General features: G+C 32.5%; 14 protein-coding genes. 6 read left to right on the top strand and 8 right to left on the bottom strand.

Features of this window, described 5'->3' with window-relative positions:
• Positions 1-214: 214 nt before the first annotated feature.
• Entirely contained in the window at positions 215-1,255 is a 1,041-nt protein-coding gene (gene capA / locus E1J38_RS08680; RefSeq protein ID WP_133356729.1) for a cysteate synthase, read from the bottom strand.
• Positions 1,256-1,332: 77 nt separating this feature from the next.
• Positions 1,333-3,402: a S9 family peptidase gene (locus E1J38_RS08675; protein WP_255449834.1), complete on the bottom strand. Its 2,070-nt coding sequence runs from the start codon at positions 3,400-3,402 to the stop codon at positions 1,333-1,335.
• A gap of 134 nt (positions 3,403-3,536) precedes the next feature.
• On the opposite strand from E1J38_RS08675, the gene E1J38_RS08670 reads away from it, so the two are divergent.
• On the top strand, positions 3,537-3,860 hold the full coding sequence (locus tag E1J38_RS08670) for a YbaB/EbfC family nucleoid-associated protein (protein ID WP_133356731.1): 324 nt from the start codon (positions 3,537-3,539) through the stop codon (positions 3,858-3,860).
• A 1-nt stretch (position 3,861) separates the two neighbouring features.
• Here the strand turns inward: E1J38_RS08670 and E1J38_RS08665 are convergent, their stop codons facing one another.
• On the bottom strand, positions 3,862-4,893 hold the full coding sequence (locus tag E1J38_RS08665) for a threonine aldolase family protein (protein ID WP_133356732.1): 1,032 nt from the start codon (positions 4,891-4,893) through the stop codon (positions 3,862-3,864).
• Positions 4,894-5,012: 119 nt separating this feature from the next.
• On the opposite strand from E1J38_RS08665, the gene prfB reads away from it, so the two are divergent.
• The 4 genes from prfB (at position 5,013) to E1J38_RS08645 (ending at position 9,734) form a co-directional block, all read left to right on the top strand.
• Positions 5,013-6,123, top strand: a protein-coding gene (gene prfB / locus E1J38_RS08660) for a peptide chain release factor 2 (protein WP_133356733.1) whose coding sequence is annotated in 2 segments (ribosomal slippage) — positions 5,013-5,075 and positions 5,077-6,123 — 1,110 coding nt in all. Because the reading frame shifts where the segments join, the coding sequence is not laid out codon by codon here.
• 1 nt (position 6,124) lies between these two features.
• Entirely contained in the window at positions 6,125-6,742 is a 618-nt protein-coding gene (locus tag E1J38_RS08655) for an HAD family hydrolase (RefSeq protein ID WP_133356734.1), read from the top strand.
• A complete protein-coding gene (gene arsC, locus E1J38_RS08650; protein ID WP_133356735.1) occupies positions 6,742-7,083 on the top strand; it encodes an arsenate reductase (glutaredoxin) in 342 nt (113 codons plus the stop codon). Before E1J38_RS08655 ends, arsC begins: the two co-directional genes overlap by 1 nt.
• Before the next feature lie 86 nt (positions 7,084-7,169).
• Positions 7,170-9,734 carry a TonB-dependent receptor gene (locus tag E1J38_RS08645; protein WP_133356736.1) on the top strand — a complete coding sequence of 855 codons (2,565 nt, stop codon included), beginning with the start codon at positions 7,170-7,172 and terminating at the stop codon, positions 9,732-9,734.
• Between the two features lie 60 nt (positions 9,735-9,794).
• Here the strand turns inward: E1J38_RS08645 and E1J38_RS15085 are convergent, their stop codons facing one another.
• Positions 9,795-9,971 (bottom strand): hypothetical protein, encoded by a 177-nt coding sequence (locus E1J38_RS15085; protein WP_186525843.1) that lies wholly within the window; start codon positions 9,969-9,971, stop codon positions 9,795-9,797.
• Between the two features lie 197 nt (positions 9,972-10,168).
• On the opposite strand from E1J38_RS15085, the gene fumC reads away from it, so the two are divergent.
• Positions 10,169-11,566 carry a class II fumarate hydratase gene (fumC, locus tag E1J38_RS08640; RefSeq protein WP_133356737.1) on the top strand — a complete coding sequence of 466 codons (1,398 nt, stop codon included), beginning with the start codon at positions 10,169-10,171 and terminating at the stop codon, positions 11,564-11,566.
• A gap of 150 nt (positions 11,567-11,716) precedes the next feature.
• Here fumC and E1J38_RS08635 read toward each other — a convergent pair whose 3' ends face one another.
• The 4 genes from E1J38_RS08635 to E1J38_RS08620 all read right to left on the bottom strand — a co-directional run bounded on the left by E1J38_RS08635 (position 11,717) and on the right by E1J38_RS08620 (position 15,664).
• Positions 11,717-12,292: a Crp/Fnr family transcriptional regulator gene (locus E1J38_RS08635; protein WP_133356738.1), complete on the bottom strand. Its 576-nt coding sequence runs from the start codon at positions 12,290-12,292 to the stop codon at positions 11,717-11,719.
• Between the two features lie 110 nt (positions 12,293-12,402).
• A complete protein-coding gene (locus tag E1J38_RS08630; protein ID WP_133356739.1) occupies positions 12,403-13,446 on the bottom strand; it encodes a glycosyltransferase family 9 protein in 1,044 nt (347 codons plus the stop codon).
• An 88-nt stretch (positions 13,447-13,534) separates the two neighbouring features.
• Positions 13,535-14,836, bottom strand: coding sequence for an MFS transporter (locus E1J38_RS08625; protein ID WP_133356740.1), 1,302 nt, complete (start codon positions 14,834-14,836; stop codon positions 13,535-13,537).
• Positions 14,837-14,842: 6 nt separating this feature from the next.
• A complete protein-coding gene (locus E1J38_RS08620) occupies positions 14,843-15,664 on the bottom strand; it encodes a DMT family transporter (protein ID WP_133356741.1) in 822 nt (273 codons plus the stop codon).
• Positions 15,665-15,712: the final 48 nt, after the last annotated feature.

The following is a 15,712-nucleotide window of genomic DNA, read 5'->3' as shown; positions in this document are numbered from 1 at the left end:
TATAACTAAAAAAGGAAGTGCATTGTAACCTATTAATTATGTCTTATTAAGACGAAATTCTTAAAAAATTAGTCCTTAGTTAGTACGTGCAAAATTAACTATTTATATGATTTAACCATAATTTTTACAGCCCAATTATTCATAAAACAAAAAAAGAGATTAAATTCTGTGTTTTAACAAAACTCAATCTCTTTTTTTTTAAAAGAAAAACTTTTTATTTTATATATTGAACTTTTTCTAAAGATTCTTCATGAATACTATCAAAAAATCCTTGGTCGTTCATCCATTTATCACTGTAAACCTTACTCATATATCTTGAACCGTGGTCTGGAAATATCACTACAACTTTATCTCCTTTTTTAAACGCACCAGCCTCTCCAAGCTGTTTTAAAGCCTGTACAGCAGCTCCAGACGTATACCCTACAAACATACCTTCTGTTCTGGCTATTTGTCTTGCTGTGTGAGCACTATCTTCATCGGTTACTTTTATAAACTCATCTATGATGTCAAAATCTGTTGCCGCTGGAATTAAGTTTTTTCCTAAACCTTCAATTCTATACGGATATATTTCCTTGTCATCAAATTCTCTGGTTTCATGATACTTTTTAATCACAGAGCCAAACGCATCAACGCCAATGATTTTAATATTTGAATTTTGCTCTTTTAAATATTTTGCTGTACCACTAATAGTACCTCCTGTTCCGCTACAGGCTACTAAATGTGTAATTTTTCCTTCTGTTTGATTCCAAATCTCAGCTCCCGTAGAATGGTAATGCGCATCAATATTTAATTGATTAAAATATTGATTGATATACACAGAACCTTTTCTTTCCTCGTGTAATCTTTTAGCAACTTCATAATAAGATCTAGGATCATCAGCACTAACATGTGCTGGACAAACATAAACCTTTGCTCCCATAGTTTTGAGCATATCTATCTTGTCTGGTGATGATTTAGAACTTACTGCCAAAACACATTCATAACCTTTAATAATGCTAACCATAGCCAAACTAAACCCTGTATTACCAGAGGTAGTTTCTATGATTGTATCACCTGGTTTTAAAATGCCTTGTTTTTCGGCTTGTTCAATAATGTAAAGTGCTATTCTGTCTTTTGACGAGTGTCCGGGATTAAAGGATTCAATTTTAGCGTAAAAATCTCCTTTAAATTTAGAGGTTATTCTATTAAGCTTAACAAGTGGCGTATTACCTATTAAGTCTAATACACTGTTATAAACCTTATGTTCTTGTTTCATTAAATGAATTTTATAAGCCGCAATATACTAATTAATACACGTCTTAAAACCTGACAAAAGTAAGGTTTTTTTTTAAATTAATCATTAACACCCTCTAAATCTAATAAAAATGCATATTCTAAGGCGACTTCTTTTAGACTTTCAAATCTCCCGGATGCCCCGCCATGACCAGAATCCATGTCAGTATGTAACAAAAGTATGTTTGAATCTGTTTTCAGCTCGCGTAATTTAGCAACCCACTTAGCAGGCTCCCAATATTGCACTTGGGAATCGTGCAAACCTGTTGTTACCAGTATATTGGGGTAATCTTTAGCCTCTACATTATCATATGGAGAATAAGACTTCATGTAATGGTAATACGCTTTATTATTGGGGTTTCCCCATTCATCATACTCTCCTGTTGTTAATGGAATACTATCATCTAACATGGTAGTAACAACGTCTAAAAAAGGAACGGCTGCTAAAACGCCTCTATATAATTCTGGATTCAAATTTATAACAGCCCCCATTAAAAGCCCCCCTGCAGATCCTCCATAGGCATATAAATGATTTTGAGATGTGTATTTTTTTTGAATTAAATATTTAGAACAATCAATAAAATCAAAAAATGTATTCTTTTTAGTTAGTAATTTTCCATGCTCATACCAACTTCTTCCAAGATATTCCCCACCCCGAACATGCGCAATGGCATATATAAATCCGCGATCTAGTAAACTCAATCTAATACTAGAAAACGATGGATCTATTGTAGAGCCATATGACCCATAGGCATATTGTAACAATGGGTTGTTACCATCTAGTTTTATTCCTTTCTTATAAACCAATGAAATAGGAACTTTCACACCATCTCTTGCTGTTGCCCAAATTCTTTTAGACTCATAGTTGTTTTTATTAAATTTTCCTCCTAAAACCTCTTGTTCTTTTTTAATCTCACTTTGTTTGGTTTTAAAATTATAATCTATAACTGAACTTGGAGTTGTTAAGGAGTTATAGGAATAACGAAGAAACTCACTATCAAAATCTGGATTATTACCAATATAAACGGTGTAGGTTTCAGACGTAAATGGCAGATAATAATCCTCAGTTCCATCCCAACTAATTATCCGTAATTTATTCAATCCTTTTTCACGCTCGTTAACCACTAAGTAGTTTTTGAAAATCTCGATATCCTCAAGCAAAACATCATTTCGGTGTGGAATAACTTCTTGCCAATTATCTATAGATGTGTTATTGTCATCAGTTTTTAACAACTTAAAATTAGTAGCACCATTGGCGTTAGCCATAATGTAAAAAGAGCCATTAAAATGCGCTATACTATATTCTAAATTTTTTTGACGCTCTTGAAACACTTTAAATGTACCATCAGGGTCATCAGCATTTAAAAATCTATACTCTGTTGACAAGGTACTTGAGGAACCAATGATAATATATTGTCTTGATTTTGATTTATATACAAAGGTGTTAAAAGTATCATCCGCTTCATGATATACCTCAATATCTTCCTCTACCTTAGAACCTAATTTATGCTTAAAAATTTTGTGTGAGCGTAATGTCACGTCGTCTTTCATGGTGTAAAACAAGGTCTTGTTGTCATTAGCCCAAGTTATACTTCCTGTGGTGTTTTTAATAATATCATCTAAAATCTCACCTGTTTCTAAGTTCTTAATTTGAATGGTGTATTGCCGCCTACTTACCACATCTGTTGAAAATGCCGCTAATTTGTTATCTGGACTTATGGCAATACCACCCAACTTAAAATAAGGGTGCTCTTTTGCCATTTCATTACAATTAAACAGCAATTCTTCTTGGGCTTGAAGAGACTCCTTCTTTCTTACATAAATAGGATAATCTTTGCCTTTTTCATAACGTGTCATGTACCAATACCCGTTAAGTTTATAAGGAACCGTAGTATCTTCTTCTTTTATTCTAGATTTCATCTCTTCAAATAATTCTTTTTGAAAAGACTCTGTATGTTGCATTACTTTTTTAGTGTATTCATTTTCAGCATTCAAATAATCAATAACCTCTTGATTTTCCCGCTGGTTTAACCAATAGTAATTATCAATTCTAACATCGTTATGAATGGTTAGTTTTTTTGGTTTTTTTATAGCAACAGGTGCACCATCCAGAATATTAGTTTCTGTCATTTTAGTTTCTTTTTTACACGAAAGCGCAAAAATAACACTTAAGAACAAAATAAAACTCCAACTTTTCATTTTAAAATTTCTATGTAATAAATTTACCTATTAAATTTGTGCTTCTAACCCTTAAAAGAAGGTTTATGTTTGGAGATATGATGAATATGATGGGTAAACTAAAGGAAACCCAGAGAAAAGTTGAAGCCACCAAAAAGCGTTTGGACACCGTTTTAGTTGATGAGAAAAGCTCTGATAACAAATTAAGTGTTACGCTTACTGCTAATAGAGAAATAAAGTCTATTGAAATTAATGACGACCTATTGCAGGATAAAGAACAACTTGAAGATTACTTAATTTTAACACTAAACAAAGCTATTGAAAAAGCAACTAAAGTTAACGAAAGTGAGTTGGCTGCGGTAGCTAAAGAAGGGATGCCCAATATTCCTGGAATGGATATGTTTAAATAGTTTAGTTCTTATAAAAATTAATCTTTTTTAATTCTATTAACAGTTTGTTATGCATAACATCTGTATAATCTAGATGGGTGACCATTCTTAGTTTATTGCTTCCCATACTAATGATGTTTATGTTTTTATGGGCTAACTTTTTAACGAATTCGTGTTCATTTACATCATCATTTAGTTCAAAAATCACAATATTGGTTTCTATAGCTTCTACTTTTTTTATACCAGATAGTTTTGAAAGCACTTCTCCTATGTCTTTAGCTTTTTTATGATCCTCAACCAATCTCTCTATATTATTTTCTATAGCATAAAGACCTGCAGCTGCTAAATAACCTACTTGCCTCATATTACCTCCAAAAACTTTTCGAAGTCTTAAAGCATTTTGCATGATAGCCTCATTTCCAACCAAAACAGACCCCACAGGACAGCCTAACCCTTTGCTTAAACAAACCGAAATAGTATCAAAAATCTCTCCATATTGCCGTGTGGTTTCATTATTTGCAACTAATGCATTCCATAATCTGGCACCATCTAAATGAAAACCTAAATTGTTATTGGTACAAACAGTTTTAATTTTTAGTAATTCATTATAATCCCAACAGGCACCTCCGCCTTTGTTGGTTGTGTTTTCAATAGTTACCAAACTTGAAGGCGCATACCAATAGTCTTTGGGGTTAATAGCCTCTTCAACTTGTTTTGCAGTAAACATGCCTCTATTTCCATTTAATAATTTACAGGTAGCGCCGCTATTAAAAGCTACGCCTCCTGATTCATAATTGTAAACATGGGCATATTGGTCACAAATAATTTGATCACCAGGTTTTGTGTGCAACTTAATAGCTGTTTGGTTTGCCATGGTACCACTAGGAAAAAACAACGCCTTTTCTTTTCCAAACATTTTAGCCATTTGCTGTTCCAACTTTTTTACGGTTGGGTCTTCTCCAAAAACATCATCCCCAACTTGGGCTTGCATCATAAATTCCAACATAGCCTTTGTTGGTTTTGTAACCGTATCGCTTCTTAAATCTATTTTCATATTGAACAATTTGTAGAACGCTTATAAAACTTAATTTGAAGCATTAAATCTAAAAAAATATACGAAGTTATTTCTGCTAATCACTATTAATTATATTTTTGCTTCAAACAAATATTATTATGATTACATCAGATCAAATTAAAGATCTTAATACCCGCCTTGACAAACTAAGGCACTATCTTTGACATAGATAGAAAGCTTATTGAAATTCAAAACGAGGAAGAACAAACCTTTGATCCCAATTTTTGGGATGATCCTAAATCTGCCGAAGTTATAATGAAATCCCTTCGCGTAAAAAAGAAATGGGTAGAAGATTATGACACAATTAAGGCACAGATTGAGGATTTAGAAGTGCTTTATGAGTTCTATAAAGAAGGAGAAACACCTGCCGAAGAAATTGAATCACATTACAATAAATCTTCTGTATTTCTTGAAGACATCGAGTTTAAAAACATGCTTTCTGATGAAGGGGATAGCCTAAGTGCCGTACTTCAAATTACAGCTGGTGCCGGTGGTACCGAAAGTTGTGACTGGGCTAGTATGCTCATGCGAATGTATTTAATGTATGCCGAAAAAAGTGGTTTTAAAGTCAAAGAACTAAACTACCAGGAAGGTGATGTTGCAGGCATAAAAACGGTTACCCTTGAAATTGATGGTGATTTTGCTTTTGGCTGGCTAAAAGGAGAAAACGGTGTACACAGATTGGTTAGGATTTCTCCATTTGATAGCAATGCTAAACGTCATACAAGTTTTGCTTCGGTGTATGTATATCCACTAGTTGATGATACCATAGAAATTGAAATTAATCCTGCGGATATTGAGATAACTACGGCACGTTCTAGTGGTGCTGGCGGACAAAACGTTAATAAAGTTGAAACCAAAGTACAGCTAGTTCATAAGCCTACAGGAATTCAAATTTCATGTTCAGAAACGCGTTCACAGCATGATAACAGAGAACGTGCTATGCAAATGTTACGGTCTCAATTATATGAAATAGAACTAGAAAAACAACGTGCTCAAAGAGACGATATTGAAGCCAGTAAAATGAAAATTGAATGGGGTAGCCAAATTAGAAATTATGTGATGCATCCCTATAAATTAGTAAAAGATGTGAGAACAGGTCATGAAACTGGTAATGTAGATGCCGTAATGAATGGTGATATAGATTCATTCTTAAAGTCTTATTTAATGAGTATGGGACAAAAACAAGAAGAAACAGATCAATTATAGAATGCATAAAATAGATACCTTTATTTTCGACCTTGGTGGTGTTCTAATAGATTGGAATCCAGAATATGTTTACCTTGAAGCATTTAATGGTGATAGAGAAAAAATGCAATGGTTTTTTGATAACATTTGCACCAACGATTGGAATGAAAATCAAGATGCTGGTTATCCCATGGCAAAAGCTACTGAGGAACGTGTAGCTATGTTTCCAGAGTATGAAGAACTTATAAGGATGTTTTATGGCAGATGGATAGATATGCTGGGAGATTCTATATCAGGTACCGTTGAAATTTTACAAAAACTTATAGAGTCCCAGAATTATAAAGTAGTAGCTTTAACTAATTGGAGTGCAGAAACGTTTCCAATAGCATTAAACAGATTTGAATTTTTGCAGTGGTTTGAAGGTATTATAGTTTCGGGAGAAGAAAAAACCAGAAAACCTTTTGATGATATTTACCATTTAACCTTAAATCGTTTTCATATAAAACCAGAAAATTCAATTTTTATTGATGATAATGCTAGAAATATTCAAGCGGCAAATAATTTGGGTATTAATGGTATTAGGTTTAAAAGTCCTGAACAATTAATTGAAGATTTAAAACAATATAATATCAAATTATAATGATCAAAATTTATCACAACAATCGCTGTAGCAAATCACGTTTAGGGCTTGCTGCCTTAGAAAAATCTGGTAAAGATTTTGAAATTATAAAATATTTAGAAAATGTACCAACTAAAGACGAATTAAAAAAAATCATTAACCTTTTAGGTATAAAGCCTATAGACCTTGTTAGAAAAAACGAAGCTGTTTGGAAACAACACTATAAAGGTAAGGATTTAACGGATTCTGATATTATTACTGCTATGATAGAAAACCCTAAGTTAATTGAAAGACCAATAGTTGTAAATGGAAACAAAGCAGTCATTGGTAGGCCCACAGAAAACATTCTTGATATCATTTAATTTTCAAAAAATTCTATTAACAAAACTTTAACCAAGTATCACTAAACCATAGGGTAATTTAGTGGTCTAAATGTTTAAACGTTTTAATGAAACCATTTCTTTCCTGTATTTTGGTTATACTTTGTATATCTTTAATCAAAGCTCAACCAAAGGTTCAAAATAATTCCTCATCGGCTTTTTATGGAATAAAAGACGCTATTATTACAGGGAAAGTAGTAGATAAAGAAACCAAAGACCCTTTAGAGTATGCTACCGTTTCTTTTTTTAGTAAAGAAAAAAACACCATTGTAGCAGGTAGTATTACAGATGCTAAAGGCAATTTTAACATCCCGGTACCTAAGGGCGTCTATGATATATCAATTGAATATATCTCATTTAAAACCATGAAAATTCCCAATAAACAAATTACAAAAAACGAATATTTGGGTGTTTTTGAACTAGAGGTAGATATTCAATCTTTGGGTGAAGTAGAAATTATTGCCGAAAGAACCACCGTTGAAATAAAATTAGACAAAAAAATATATAACATAGGAAAAGACCTCACTACTGCTGGAGGAACTGTGAGTGATGCACTTAATAATGTGCCCTCTGTAACTGTTGATATTGAGGGTAGCATTAGTTTAAGAGGTAATGAAAATGTTAGAATTTTAATTAATGGAAAACCTTCTGCAATGGCTGGCTTTGGTGATACCAACGTTTTAAGTCAGCTACCAGCTGAAGCTATTGAACGTGTAGAGGTAATCACCTCTCCCTCAGCCCGCTATGACGCCGAGGGTACTGCAGGCATACTAAATATTATTTTAAGACAAAAAGAAACACTTGGTTTTAATGGTTCAATTACAGTTACGGGAGGTAATCCTGAATATGCAGGTTTTGCTGCTAATATTAATTATCGTACTCAAAAATTCAATCTATTTTCAAACTTAGGCTTTAGATATTATGATGCTCCTCGAAATAGTTTCAATAACACAACTTTTTTTGATAGAATTCAAAATGGTAATACTGTAACACCAGAATATAGACAAATAATAGAAGACCAAAATGTTACACGCTTAAATAGAAATTATAATGCCAATATTGGTATGGAATATTTCTTATCTAAAAAAACATCTATAACAGGAAGTTTATTTTACAGACATGGTGAAGATGCAGACCTATCAAGAGTTTACAGTGATAGATTTAATAACAACACCTTAGTAGAACAAACACTAAGAAAGGAACAACAAAACGAAGATGGCAATAATTACCAAATAGCCATTAATTATATAACCAAGTTTAATGAAGAAGGACATGAGCTAACTGCTGATTTTCAATTTGAAACTGGGTCTGACAACCAGTACACCTCAATAAATGAAGATTATATCATTACAAATGATATTAACCCAGAATCTTTTCAGGACGAAATAGAAGATGAAACTGAAGATGAAAAAGAATATCTATTTCAAATTGACTATGTTTTGCCTATTGGAGAAAATAGTAGGTTTGAAGCTGGATACCGTGGTAAATTTGATAATGAAGTAACTGATTATGTGCTTCAACAAGAAGATATCACAGATAACAGTTTTTTTATAAACGATACTATTTCGAATATTTTTGATTATTCTGAAAATGTAAATGCTTTGTATACACAATACGGTTCTAAATTTGGTAAATTTTCATTCTTATTAGGTTTGCGTTTAGAAAACACACAATTAAAAGGGGTTATTGACTCTCGTTTATCAGCAACTCAATTACAAGAAGCTTTCGGTTTTCCCATTGATACAGATTTTGATAATCATTATTTAGGGCTCTTCCCTACTCTTAATCTTATTTATAACTTTGGTGGTAATGATTCAGATTCTGAAGAAAGTATTACCTTAGGTTATAACAGAAGAATAAATAGACCCAGAGGATATTTTATCAATCCGTTCCCTTCAAGATCAAGTAGAATTAATGTGTTTCAAGGAAACCCCAATTTAAAACCTGCTTTTGCTAGTGCTTTTGATATTGGCTATTTAAAACGTTGGGATAAGCTTACGTTTACAACCTCTGTTTATTACCAGTATGAAACCAATTCTTTTGAACGCGTTGAAGAAAATACAGGACAACAAACTACTGATGGTATTGACATAATACGCGTTATTCCTATTAACTTATCATCTAATTCCAGGACAGGTGGTGAACTAGCCATATTATATAATCCCAAAAAATGGCTACGCTTAAATTCAAGTTTTAATATTTTTCAATTTACATCGGTAGGTGAATTTAATAACGTTGATTACGGTGTAAAAAATACCAGTTGGTTTGCTAGGTTTAGTAGTAAAGTAACCTTGCCAGCTAAAGTAGATTGGCAAACAAATCTGTTTTACCGAGGAGCAAGAGAAGATGCTCAAACCAGAACAGATGGCATATTATCAATAGATTTAGCCTTGAGTAAAGAAGTTTTTAATGATAATGCTACTATCGCTTTTAATATTAGAGACCTTCTAAACTCCCGAAGGAGAAATTCCTTAACTACTACAGAATTCTTCCAAAGAGAGAATGAAACACAATGGAGACAGCGCCAAGTGAATTTATCATTCATGTATAGATTTAATCAACAAAAACAACGTAACAACCGTAATAGAAACAACAATGGTGGTGGCGGTGATGATGATGACATGGATTTCTAACAAATAAAAAAGGAAGCTCAATGAGCTTCCTTATATTGTATTAATTTTTATTCAAAGAATTTATGCTTCTTGGCGTTTAGCTTTTTTTGCTTCTTTTATTTCTTTCATTCTTTCAATAAATGCTCCACCAATCCAGTAAGGTATTACAAAGGTTAACAAAAAAATCATTAGCCAAAACCCAATGGTTAAAATAGTTAAAAAGGCTAAAAATCCTAAATATTGGTCAAATTCAAACATAATTCTTTGGTTGTCTTTTTATAAATCTTGTGCAAAGATAATACAAAGCTATTTGTTATACAATATGTCATTGAATTTTATCAACATAGTTTTCCACCATAAACTACATGAATATATAGCTAAAAACTAACAAAAATCATATCAATAACCACTTAAAAAAGGGTAACTTTGTGCTTCATTATTAATAATAAAACACTATGAGTTTCAGAATAGAGAAAGATACTATGGGTGAGGTTAAAGTACCTGCCGATAAACTTTGGGGTGCCCAAACTGAGAGGTCTAGAAATAACTTTAAAATTGGACCAGCTGCATCAATGCCATTAGAAGTAGTTTATGGTTTTGCGTACTTAAAAAAAGCAGCCGCATTTACCAATTGTGAGTTGGGGGTTTTACCTATAGAAAAGCGCGATTTAATAGCTCAAGTTTGTGATGAGATTCTAGAAGGGAAACATGATAACCAATTTCCATTGGTTATTTGGCAAACAGGTTCTGGTACTCAAAGCAATATGAATGTTAACGAAGTTATAGCTAATAGAGCACATCAATTGGCTGGAAAGGTTATTGGTGAGGGCGAAAAAACCATACAGCCTAATGACGATGTTAATAAATCACAATCATCTAATGACACCTTCCCTACCGGCATGCATATTGCTGCCTATAAAAAAGTTGTAGAAGTTACTATTCCTGGAGTAAAAAAGCTACGAGATACATTAAAGAAAAAATCTGAAGCTTTCAAAGATGTGGTTAAAATAGGTAGAACGCACTTAATGGATGCAACACCTTTAACCTTAGGACAAGAAATCTCGGGTTATGTAGCACAATTAGACCACGGCATTAAAGCCCTTGAAAACACATTACCGCATTTAAGCGAATTAGCTTTAGGAGGAACTGCTGTTGGTACGGGATTAAATACACCAAAAGGATATGACAAACGCGTAGCAGAGTATATAGCTAAATTTACCAATTTACCTTTTATAACAGCACCCAATAAATTTGAAGCATTAGCTGCTCATGATGCTTTAGTTGAAACTCATGGCGCTTTGAAACAATTGGCTGTTTCATTAAATAAAATTGCCAATGATATTAGAATGATGGCCTCTGGCCCAAGAAGCGGTATTGGTGAAATTATAATCCCTGCCAATGAACCAGGAAGTTCTATTATGCCTGGTAAAGTCAACCCAACGCAATGTGAAGCCATGACTATGGTATGTGCTCAAGTAATTGGTAACGATGTTACCGTCTCTGTTGGTGGTACACAAGGACACTATGAATTGAATGTATTTAAGCCCGTTATGGCAGCTAACGTATTGCAATCTGCCCAATTAATTGGTGATGCTTGTATAAGTTTTGATGTTAATTGCGCTGTTGGCATAGAACCTAATTATGCAACTATTAAAGAATTATTAAATAATTCTTTAATGCTTGTAACTGCCTTGAACACCAAAATAGGCTATTACAAAGCCGCAGAGATTGCTAATACAGCCCATAAAAATGGAACCACTTTAAAAGAGGAAGCTATTAATTTAGGCTATGTTACCGCTGAAGAATATGATGCTTGGGTAAAACCCGAAGACATGGTTGGTAGTATGAAATAAAAAGTAGGATTCAATATAAAATAAAAAACAGGTAAATATTTATTTACCTGTTTTTTTTGGTTGGTTAGCTATCAATCCTTTATACTTTACATCTGTTAAAGGAAATCCTTCAAATATATTACTTAACATTTTTTTAACTGTTAACAAATGTTAATTGTCTTCTATTTTTTTTCTAATCCGGCTTAATTGTACTGGTGTAATACCTAAATAAGAAGCAATATGATATTGCGGGATTAACTCATCTATATTTGGGGTTTGCTCCAGTAAAGCAAAATATCTGTCTTTGGCATCAAGTGATATTAGTTCCACAAGGCGGTTTTCATACTTCATATAAACCTCTTCCAAAACTTTTGAATAAAGGGTATTTATAGATTCATGGCTTTTACAAAGACCTCTGAATTTATAGTAATCTATTTCATAAATTTTACAATCTGTTATGGTTTCAAAAACAAATATTGATGGGCTTTTTTTTATTAATGCTGTTAGAGATGCAAAAAAACATGTTGGTAAGTAAAAACTCTTGTTAAATTCTTTCCCAGATTCAGTAGTTAAATAACATCTTACAACTCCAGATACCAATAAATATATTTTTGATGGAACGTCTCCTAATCCTACCAATTCTGTTCCTGCAGGAACTTTTATGTAATTAGTTATGGCTTCTAATTCGGCAAAGGTTTCTTCTGAAACATTAACAAAAGAATTTAAAAAAGCTTTGTTTGGGTTCATTTATTTGAAATATGAATTCTAAAATAAGATTTATTATGACGTCCGTCAATTAATTTACAAATAAAAGACTAATAGTTGTTAACTAACTACCAAAAAAATTAAAAGCGTTACTAACATAAAACAACTTTAATAGCTTTAAACCAGTCTTCTATATTGGTGTTATTCGTGTTTAGTGCCATACTACCATTTCCATAAGGCCTGTAAATAGCTTCATTAGTAACTGAAAAGAAACCAATTGTAGGTACTAACGAAGCACTAGCTAAATGCATCACACCATTATCAGCCGCAATAAAAATAGCTGTATTGTGCAATATACCACCCATTTCCCTTATATCCTTGCTGTAGAAATTTGTAGCCTTAAAATTAATTTTTGAAATGTTTTCTATAGGTAACATTTCTATGATGTTATATTCTGGAAACTCTTTTAATAACCTTTGATAAAATATGTCCCACCAAGTTTCAGAATAGCACTTATCTCCAGTGGCATTGGTATAAATACAAATGGTCTTTTTATCGTTATTTACTAAATCTTTAAGGGTCTTTTTTCCTTCGGCTATTTCTATTTCACTTAATTTGATATCCAATACTGGTAAATCCTCACTGTAATCAAAATCAGCTTTTTCTAAATAGTAACGTAGATTATAAATAGGACATTTTGAGATATGTTCATAATCATCATATTTACTTTGAATGGCTTCAATAGCTTCACCAAAAATTTTAAATTTAGCTCTAGCTAGTTTGGTCAATAACCTACCAGAAGAGGAGTTTTTATCCCCATTGATAACCAAATCATAAGGTTTACCTTTAATAGATAACCAACTTTTGGCATATTTAAACAAGTTATTAAAAGGCTTTCTTGGAAGTTTAATGATTTTGTCTACTCTATCATAATTTTGAAAAACAGGATGTGCTACCCCTCCTTTTACAAATAAATCTACTTGGCAATTAGGAAACGTGTTTAAGACCTCCTGAACAAGAGGTGTTAGCAATAGTTGATTTCCCAAACGGTGATTTGGACGTATAATTAAAACATTTTTAACATCCTCTCTTTTAAGATCACCTTTTTTTGGAGCTACAGAAGAACTACCAACATTTTTGGTAAGTCCTTTCATTAATTTTCTCCTAAAACTATTAATACGGGTTTTAAAGGTCATTTATTTATTAAGCTAATAATTAAAAGCATCCAAAAGTACAAATATCGTATGGGTTAATCAAGATTAATAAGCAACATAAACCTATTGCTTATTGTGGGTTTTTCACCTTAAAAAACCCAATAAAAAGAACCAATAAAAACACTATGTTTATTAAACTAATGAATTCATATGTTCCAAGAGTACTAAAACAATAACTAAATACTGTAGGGGCTATGGCACTGGCAACCACCAAAAAGCTCATGATTTTCCCCGTTATGGCTCCCAAATGTTTTCTTCCAAAATATTTTGGCCATGTTACAGCATTTACAACGGCAAATAACCCACCTAAAATTCCTAAACCAACTATCAAAAGGTATACACCTATAGTTTTTGATAAAAACAACAACCCCAATGAGGCTATAAAACCACTTATAATCATTATGAGGATATAGATTCTATGCTTAATGTAATCGCTTAAAATATTACATAACGTTGAAACTATTATAGCTATGATAGAAATAGGTACAAAAACAGCAATTGCCTGTGATTTAATAAACCCTTGACTTTCAAAAATTGAAACCACATGAAATGTAAAGCCCGTTATAAAAAAACTGTTAAATGCTAAAATAAATCCAATAATCCAGAAAGCTCTTGTTTTTTTGGCTTCAGCAAGTGTAAAATCACTTTTAATTATAATTTTATTGGTGTCTTTTTTATTAGAATTAAAGCCATCTGGCATCAATCTAAAATCTTCTGGTTTATCTCTATAAAACTGAATGATGAAAAAGCTAAAAGAAAACAAACAAAGTGCCAATATTAGCCAACTTTTCTGCCATCCGTAGTTGTCAATTAAACTACTAAACACTATTGGAGACATTGAAAACCCTAATGACACTGCTATACTGCTTATGGAGTTTACTTTACCTCTATTTTTATCAAACCAAAGCATGATCATATTACGTGATGCCATTGTTATAACGCCTTGTCCGCTAAACCGTATTAAAAAAAACAAAACAGTTATAATAGTAAATGGAATGAACCAAGACTGGGTATTAAAAGCATCTGAAATACTTTTACTAATATTAACCGAAAGTGAACACAAAACTAGGGAAATGCCAAGTAATAATGCTGCAAAAAAAGCTACAAAGCGAGCTCCAAATTTATCAAACCACCTTCCAGCTCTTCCTATTAATAGTGAGCTTGACAATGTACCAATCATATAAGCATTACTAAATTGGTTTCTGGTAAGTTCTAAAGCATCTTTTACAGGGTCTGTAAATACTGAAACACCAACCGTTTGACCTGGAATACTGGCCAGAATACCTATGGTTCCAAAAAGAAGAATAAAATACCCATAGAATACAGGTGATTTTTTTGGTTCTACAAAGGAAAACTTATTTGCTCGCCGCATAAATACCTAACTTTTTATTTTTTCCTTGAACTGTGCATTTAATATCAACCCCACAATGATTAAGCAAATTCCCAACAAGCTCCAGAATGTATAAACTTCGGCAAAAATAAAGACTCCAAGAAGCAGTGTAAAAATGGTTTCTAGATATTTAAGTGGTGCAATCTGACTTGTAGATGATACGGTTTGGAATGCTTTGGTCATATACACTTGTCCAAAATACCCAAAAACACCTAAACCAAGTAATAAGATCCATTCAATACCAATAGGGTTCACCCAATTACCAATTGATAATAACCCTCCAACCAAAACAGACACCGCCATAAAATAATTAACTACTACAACTGGATGCTCGGTTTTTCCAATCTTACTCAGAACAACATAAACCAAACCACTAAATAATGCCGAAATTAAAATAAGTATTAGCCCATAGCTATTTAGTTCCATGTCAAAGCCTTTTAAAATAACAACCCCACTAAAAGCCATTAAGAAAAATAACCATTGCACAGGCCTTATTGTTTCCTTTAAAAATAAAATGGCAAAAATAGCTGCAAAAACAGGTGCTAAATATCTTAATGAAACTGCCGTTCCTATTGGTAAATACTTGGTAGACATAAAAAAGAGTGTCATAGAGGTAACCCCTACCAAACCCCTTAAAACCAAAATCTTTTTGTTATTCCCCATAATAGGCACACGATTTCGTAGAAGAAATACCATAGTAAATACCAAAGTAGAAATAGACCTAAAGAACACTATTTGATAAGCGCTAAAGTGAACTAAGTACTTTACAATGCTGTTCATACAAGCAAAAGACAATGTACTAATAAGCATAAATTTTAAAGCCCTTCTAATGTCCAATAGCTTTAGTTTTTAATTGGA

Origin of the sequence: Seonamhaeicola sediminis (genome assembly GCF_004358095.2) — a bacterium.
GTDB classification, from domain to species: Bacteria; Bacteroidota; Bacteroidia; order Flavobacteriales; family Flavobacteriaceae; genus Seonamhaeicola; species Seonamhaeicola sediminis.
The sequence above is the reverse complement of the archived record's forward strand: the minus strand, read 5'-3'. Positions and strand labels throughout refer to the sequence as shown.

What these genes read in the sequence shown, in the direction of transcription:
- arsC (WP_133356735.1), top strand. Translation starts at nt 6,742, where the DNA reads ATGATCAAAATTTATCACAACAATCGCTGTAGCAAATCACGTTTAGGG.
- capA (WP_133356729.1), bottom strand. Translation starts at nt 1,255, where the DNA reads ATGAAACAAGAACATAAGGTTTATAACAGTGTATTAGACTTAATAGGT.
- E1J38_RS08665 (WP_133356732.1), bottom strand. Translation starts at nt 4,893, where the DNA reads ATGAAAATAGATTTAAGAAGCGATACGGTTACAAAACCAACAAAGGCT.
- E1J38_RS08645 (WP_133356736.1), top strand. Translation starts at nt 7,170, where the DNA reads ATGAAACCATTTCTTTCCTGTATTTTGGTTATACTTTGTATATCTTTA.
- E1J38_RS08675 (WP_255449834.1), bottom strand. Translation starts at nt 3,402, where the DNA reads ATGACAGAAACTAATATTCTGGATGGTGCACCTGTTGCTATAAAAAAA.
- E1J38_RS08625 (WP_133356740.1), bottom strand. Translation starts at nt 14,836, where the DNA reads ATGCGGCGAGCAAATAAGTTTTCCTTTGTAGAACCAAAAAAATCACCT.
- E1J38_RS08630 (WP_133356739.1), bottom strand. Translation starts at nt 13,446, where the DNA reads ATGACCTTTAAAACCCGTATTAATAGTTTTAGGAGAAAATTAATGAAA.
- fumC (WP_133356737.1), top strand. Translation starts at nt 10,169, where the DNA reads ATGAGTTTCAGAATAGAGAAAGATACTATGGGTGAGGTTAAAGTACCT.
- E1J38_RS08620 (WP_133356741.1), bottom strand. Translation starts at nt 15,664, where the DNA reads ATGCTTATTAGTACATTGTCTTTTGCTTGTATGAACAGCATTGTAAAG.
- E1J38_RS15085 (WP_186525843.1), bottom strand. Translation starts at nt 9,971, where the DNA reads ATGTTTGAATTTGACCAATATTTAGGATTTTTAGCCTTTTTAACTATT.
- E1J38_RS08670 (WP_133356731.1), top strand. Translation starts at nt 3,537, where the DNA reads ATGTTTGGAGATATGATGAATATGATGGGTAAACTAAAGGAAACCCAG.
- E1J38_RS08635 (WP_133356738.1), bottom strand. Translation starts at nt 12,292, where the DNA reads ATGAACCCAAACAAAGCTTTTTTAAATTCTTTTGTTAATGTTTCAGAA.
- E1J38_RS08655 (WP_133356734.1), top strand. Translation starts at nt 6,125, where the DNA reads ATGCATAAAATAGATACCTTTATTTTCGACCTTGGTGGTGTTCTAATA.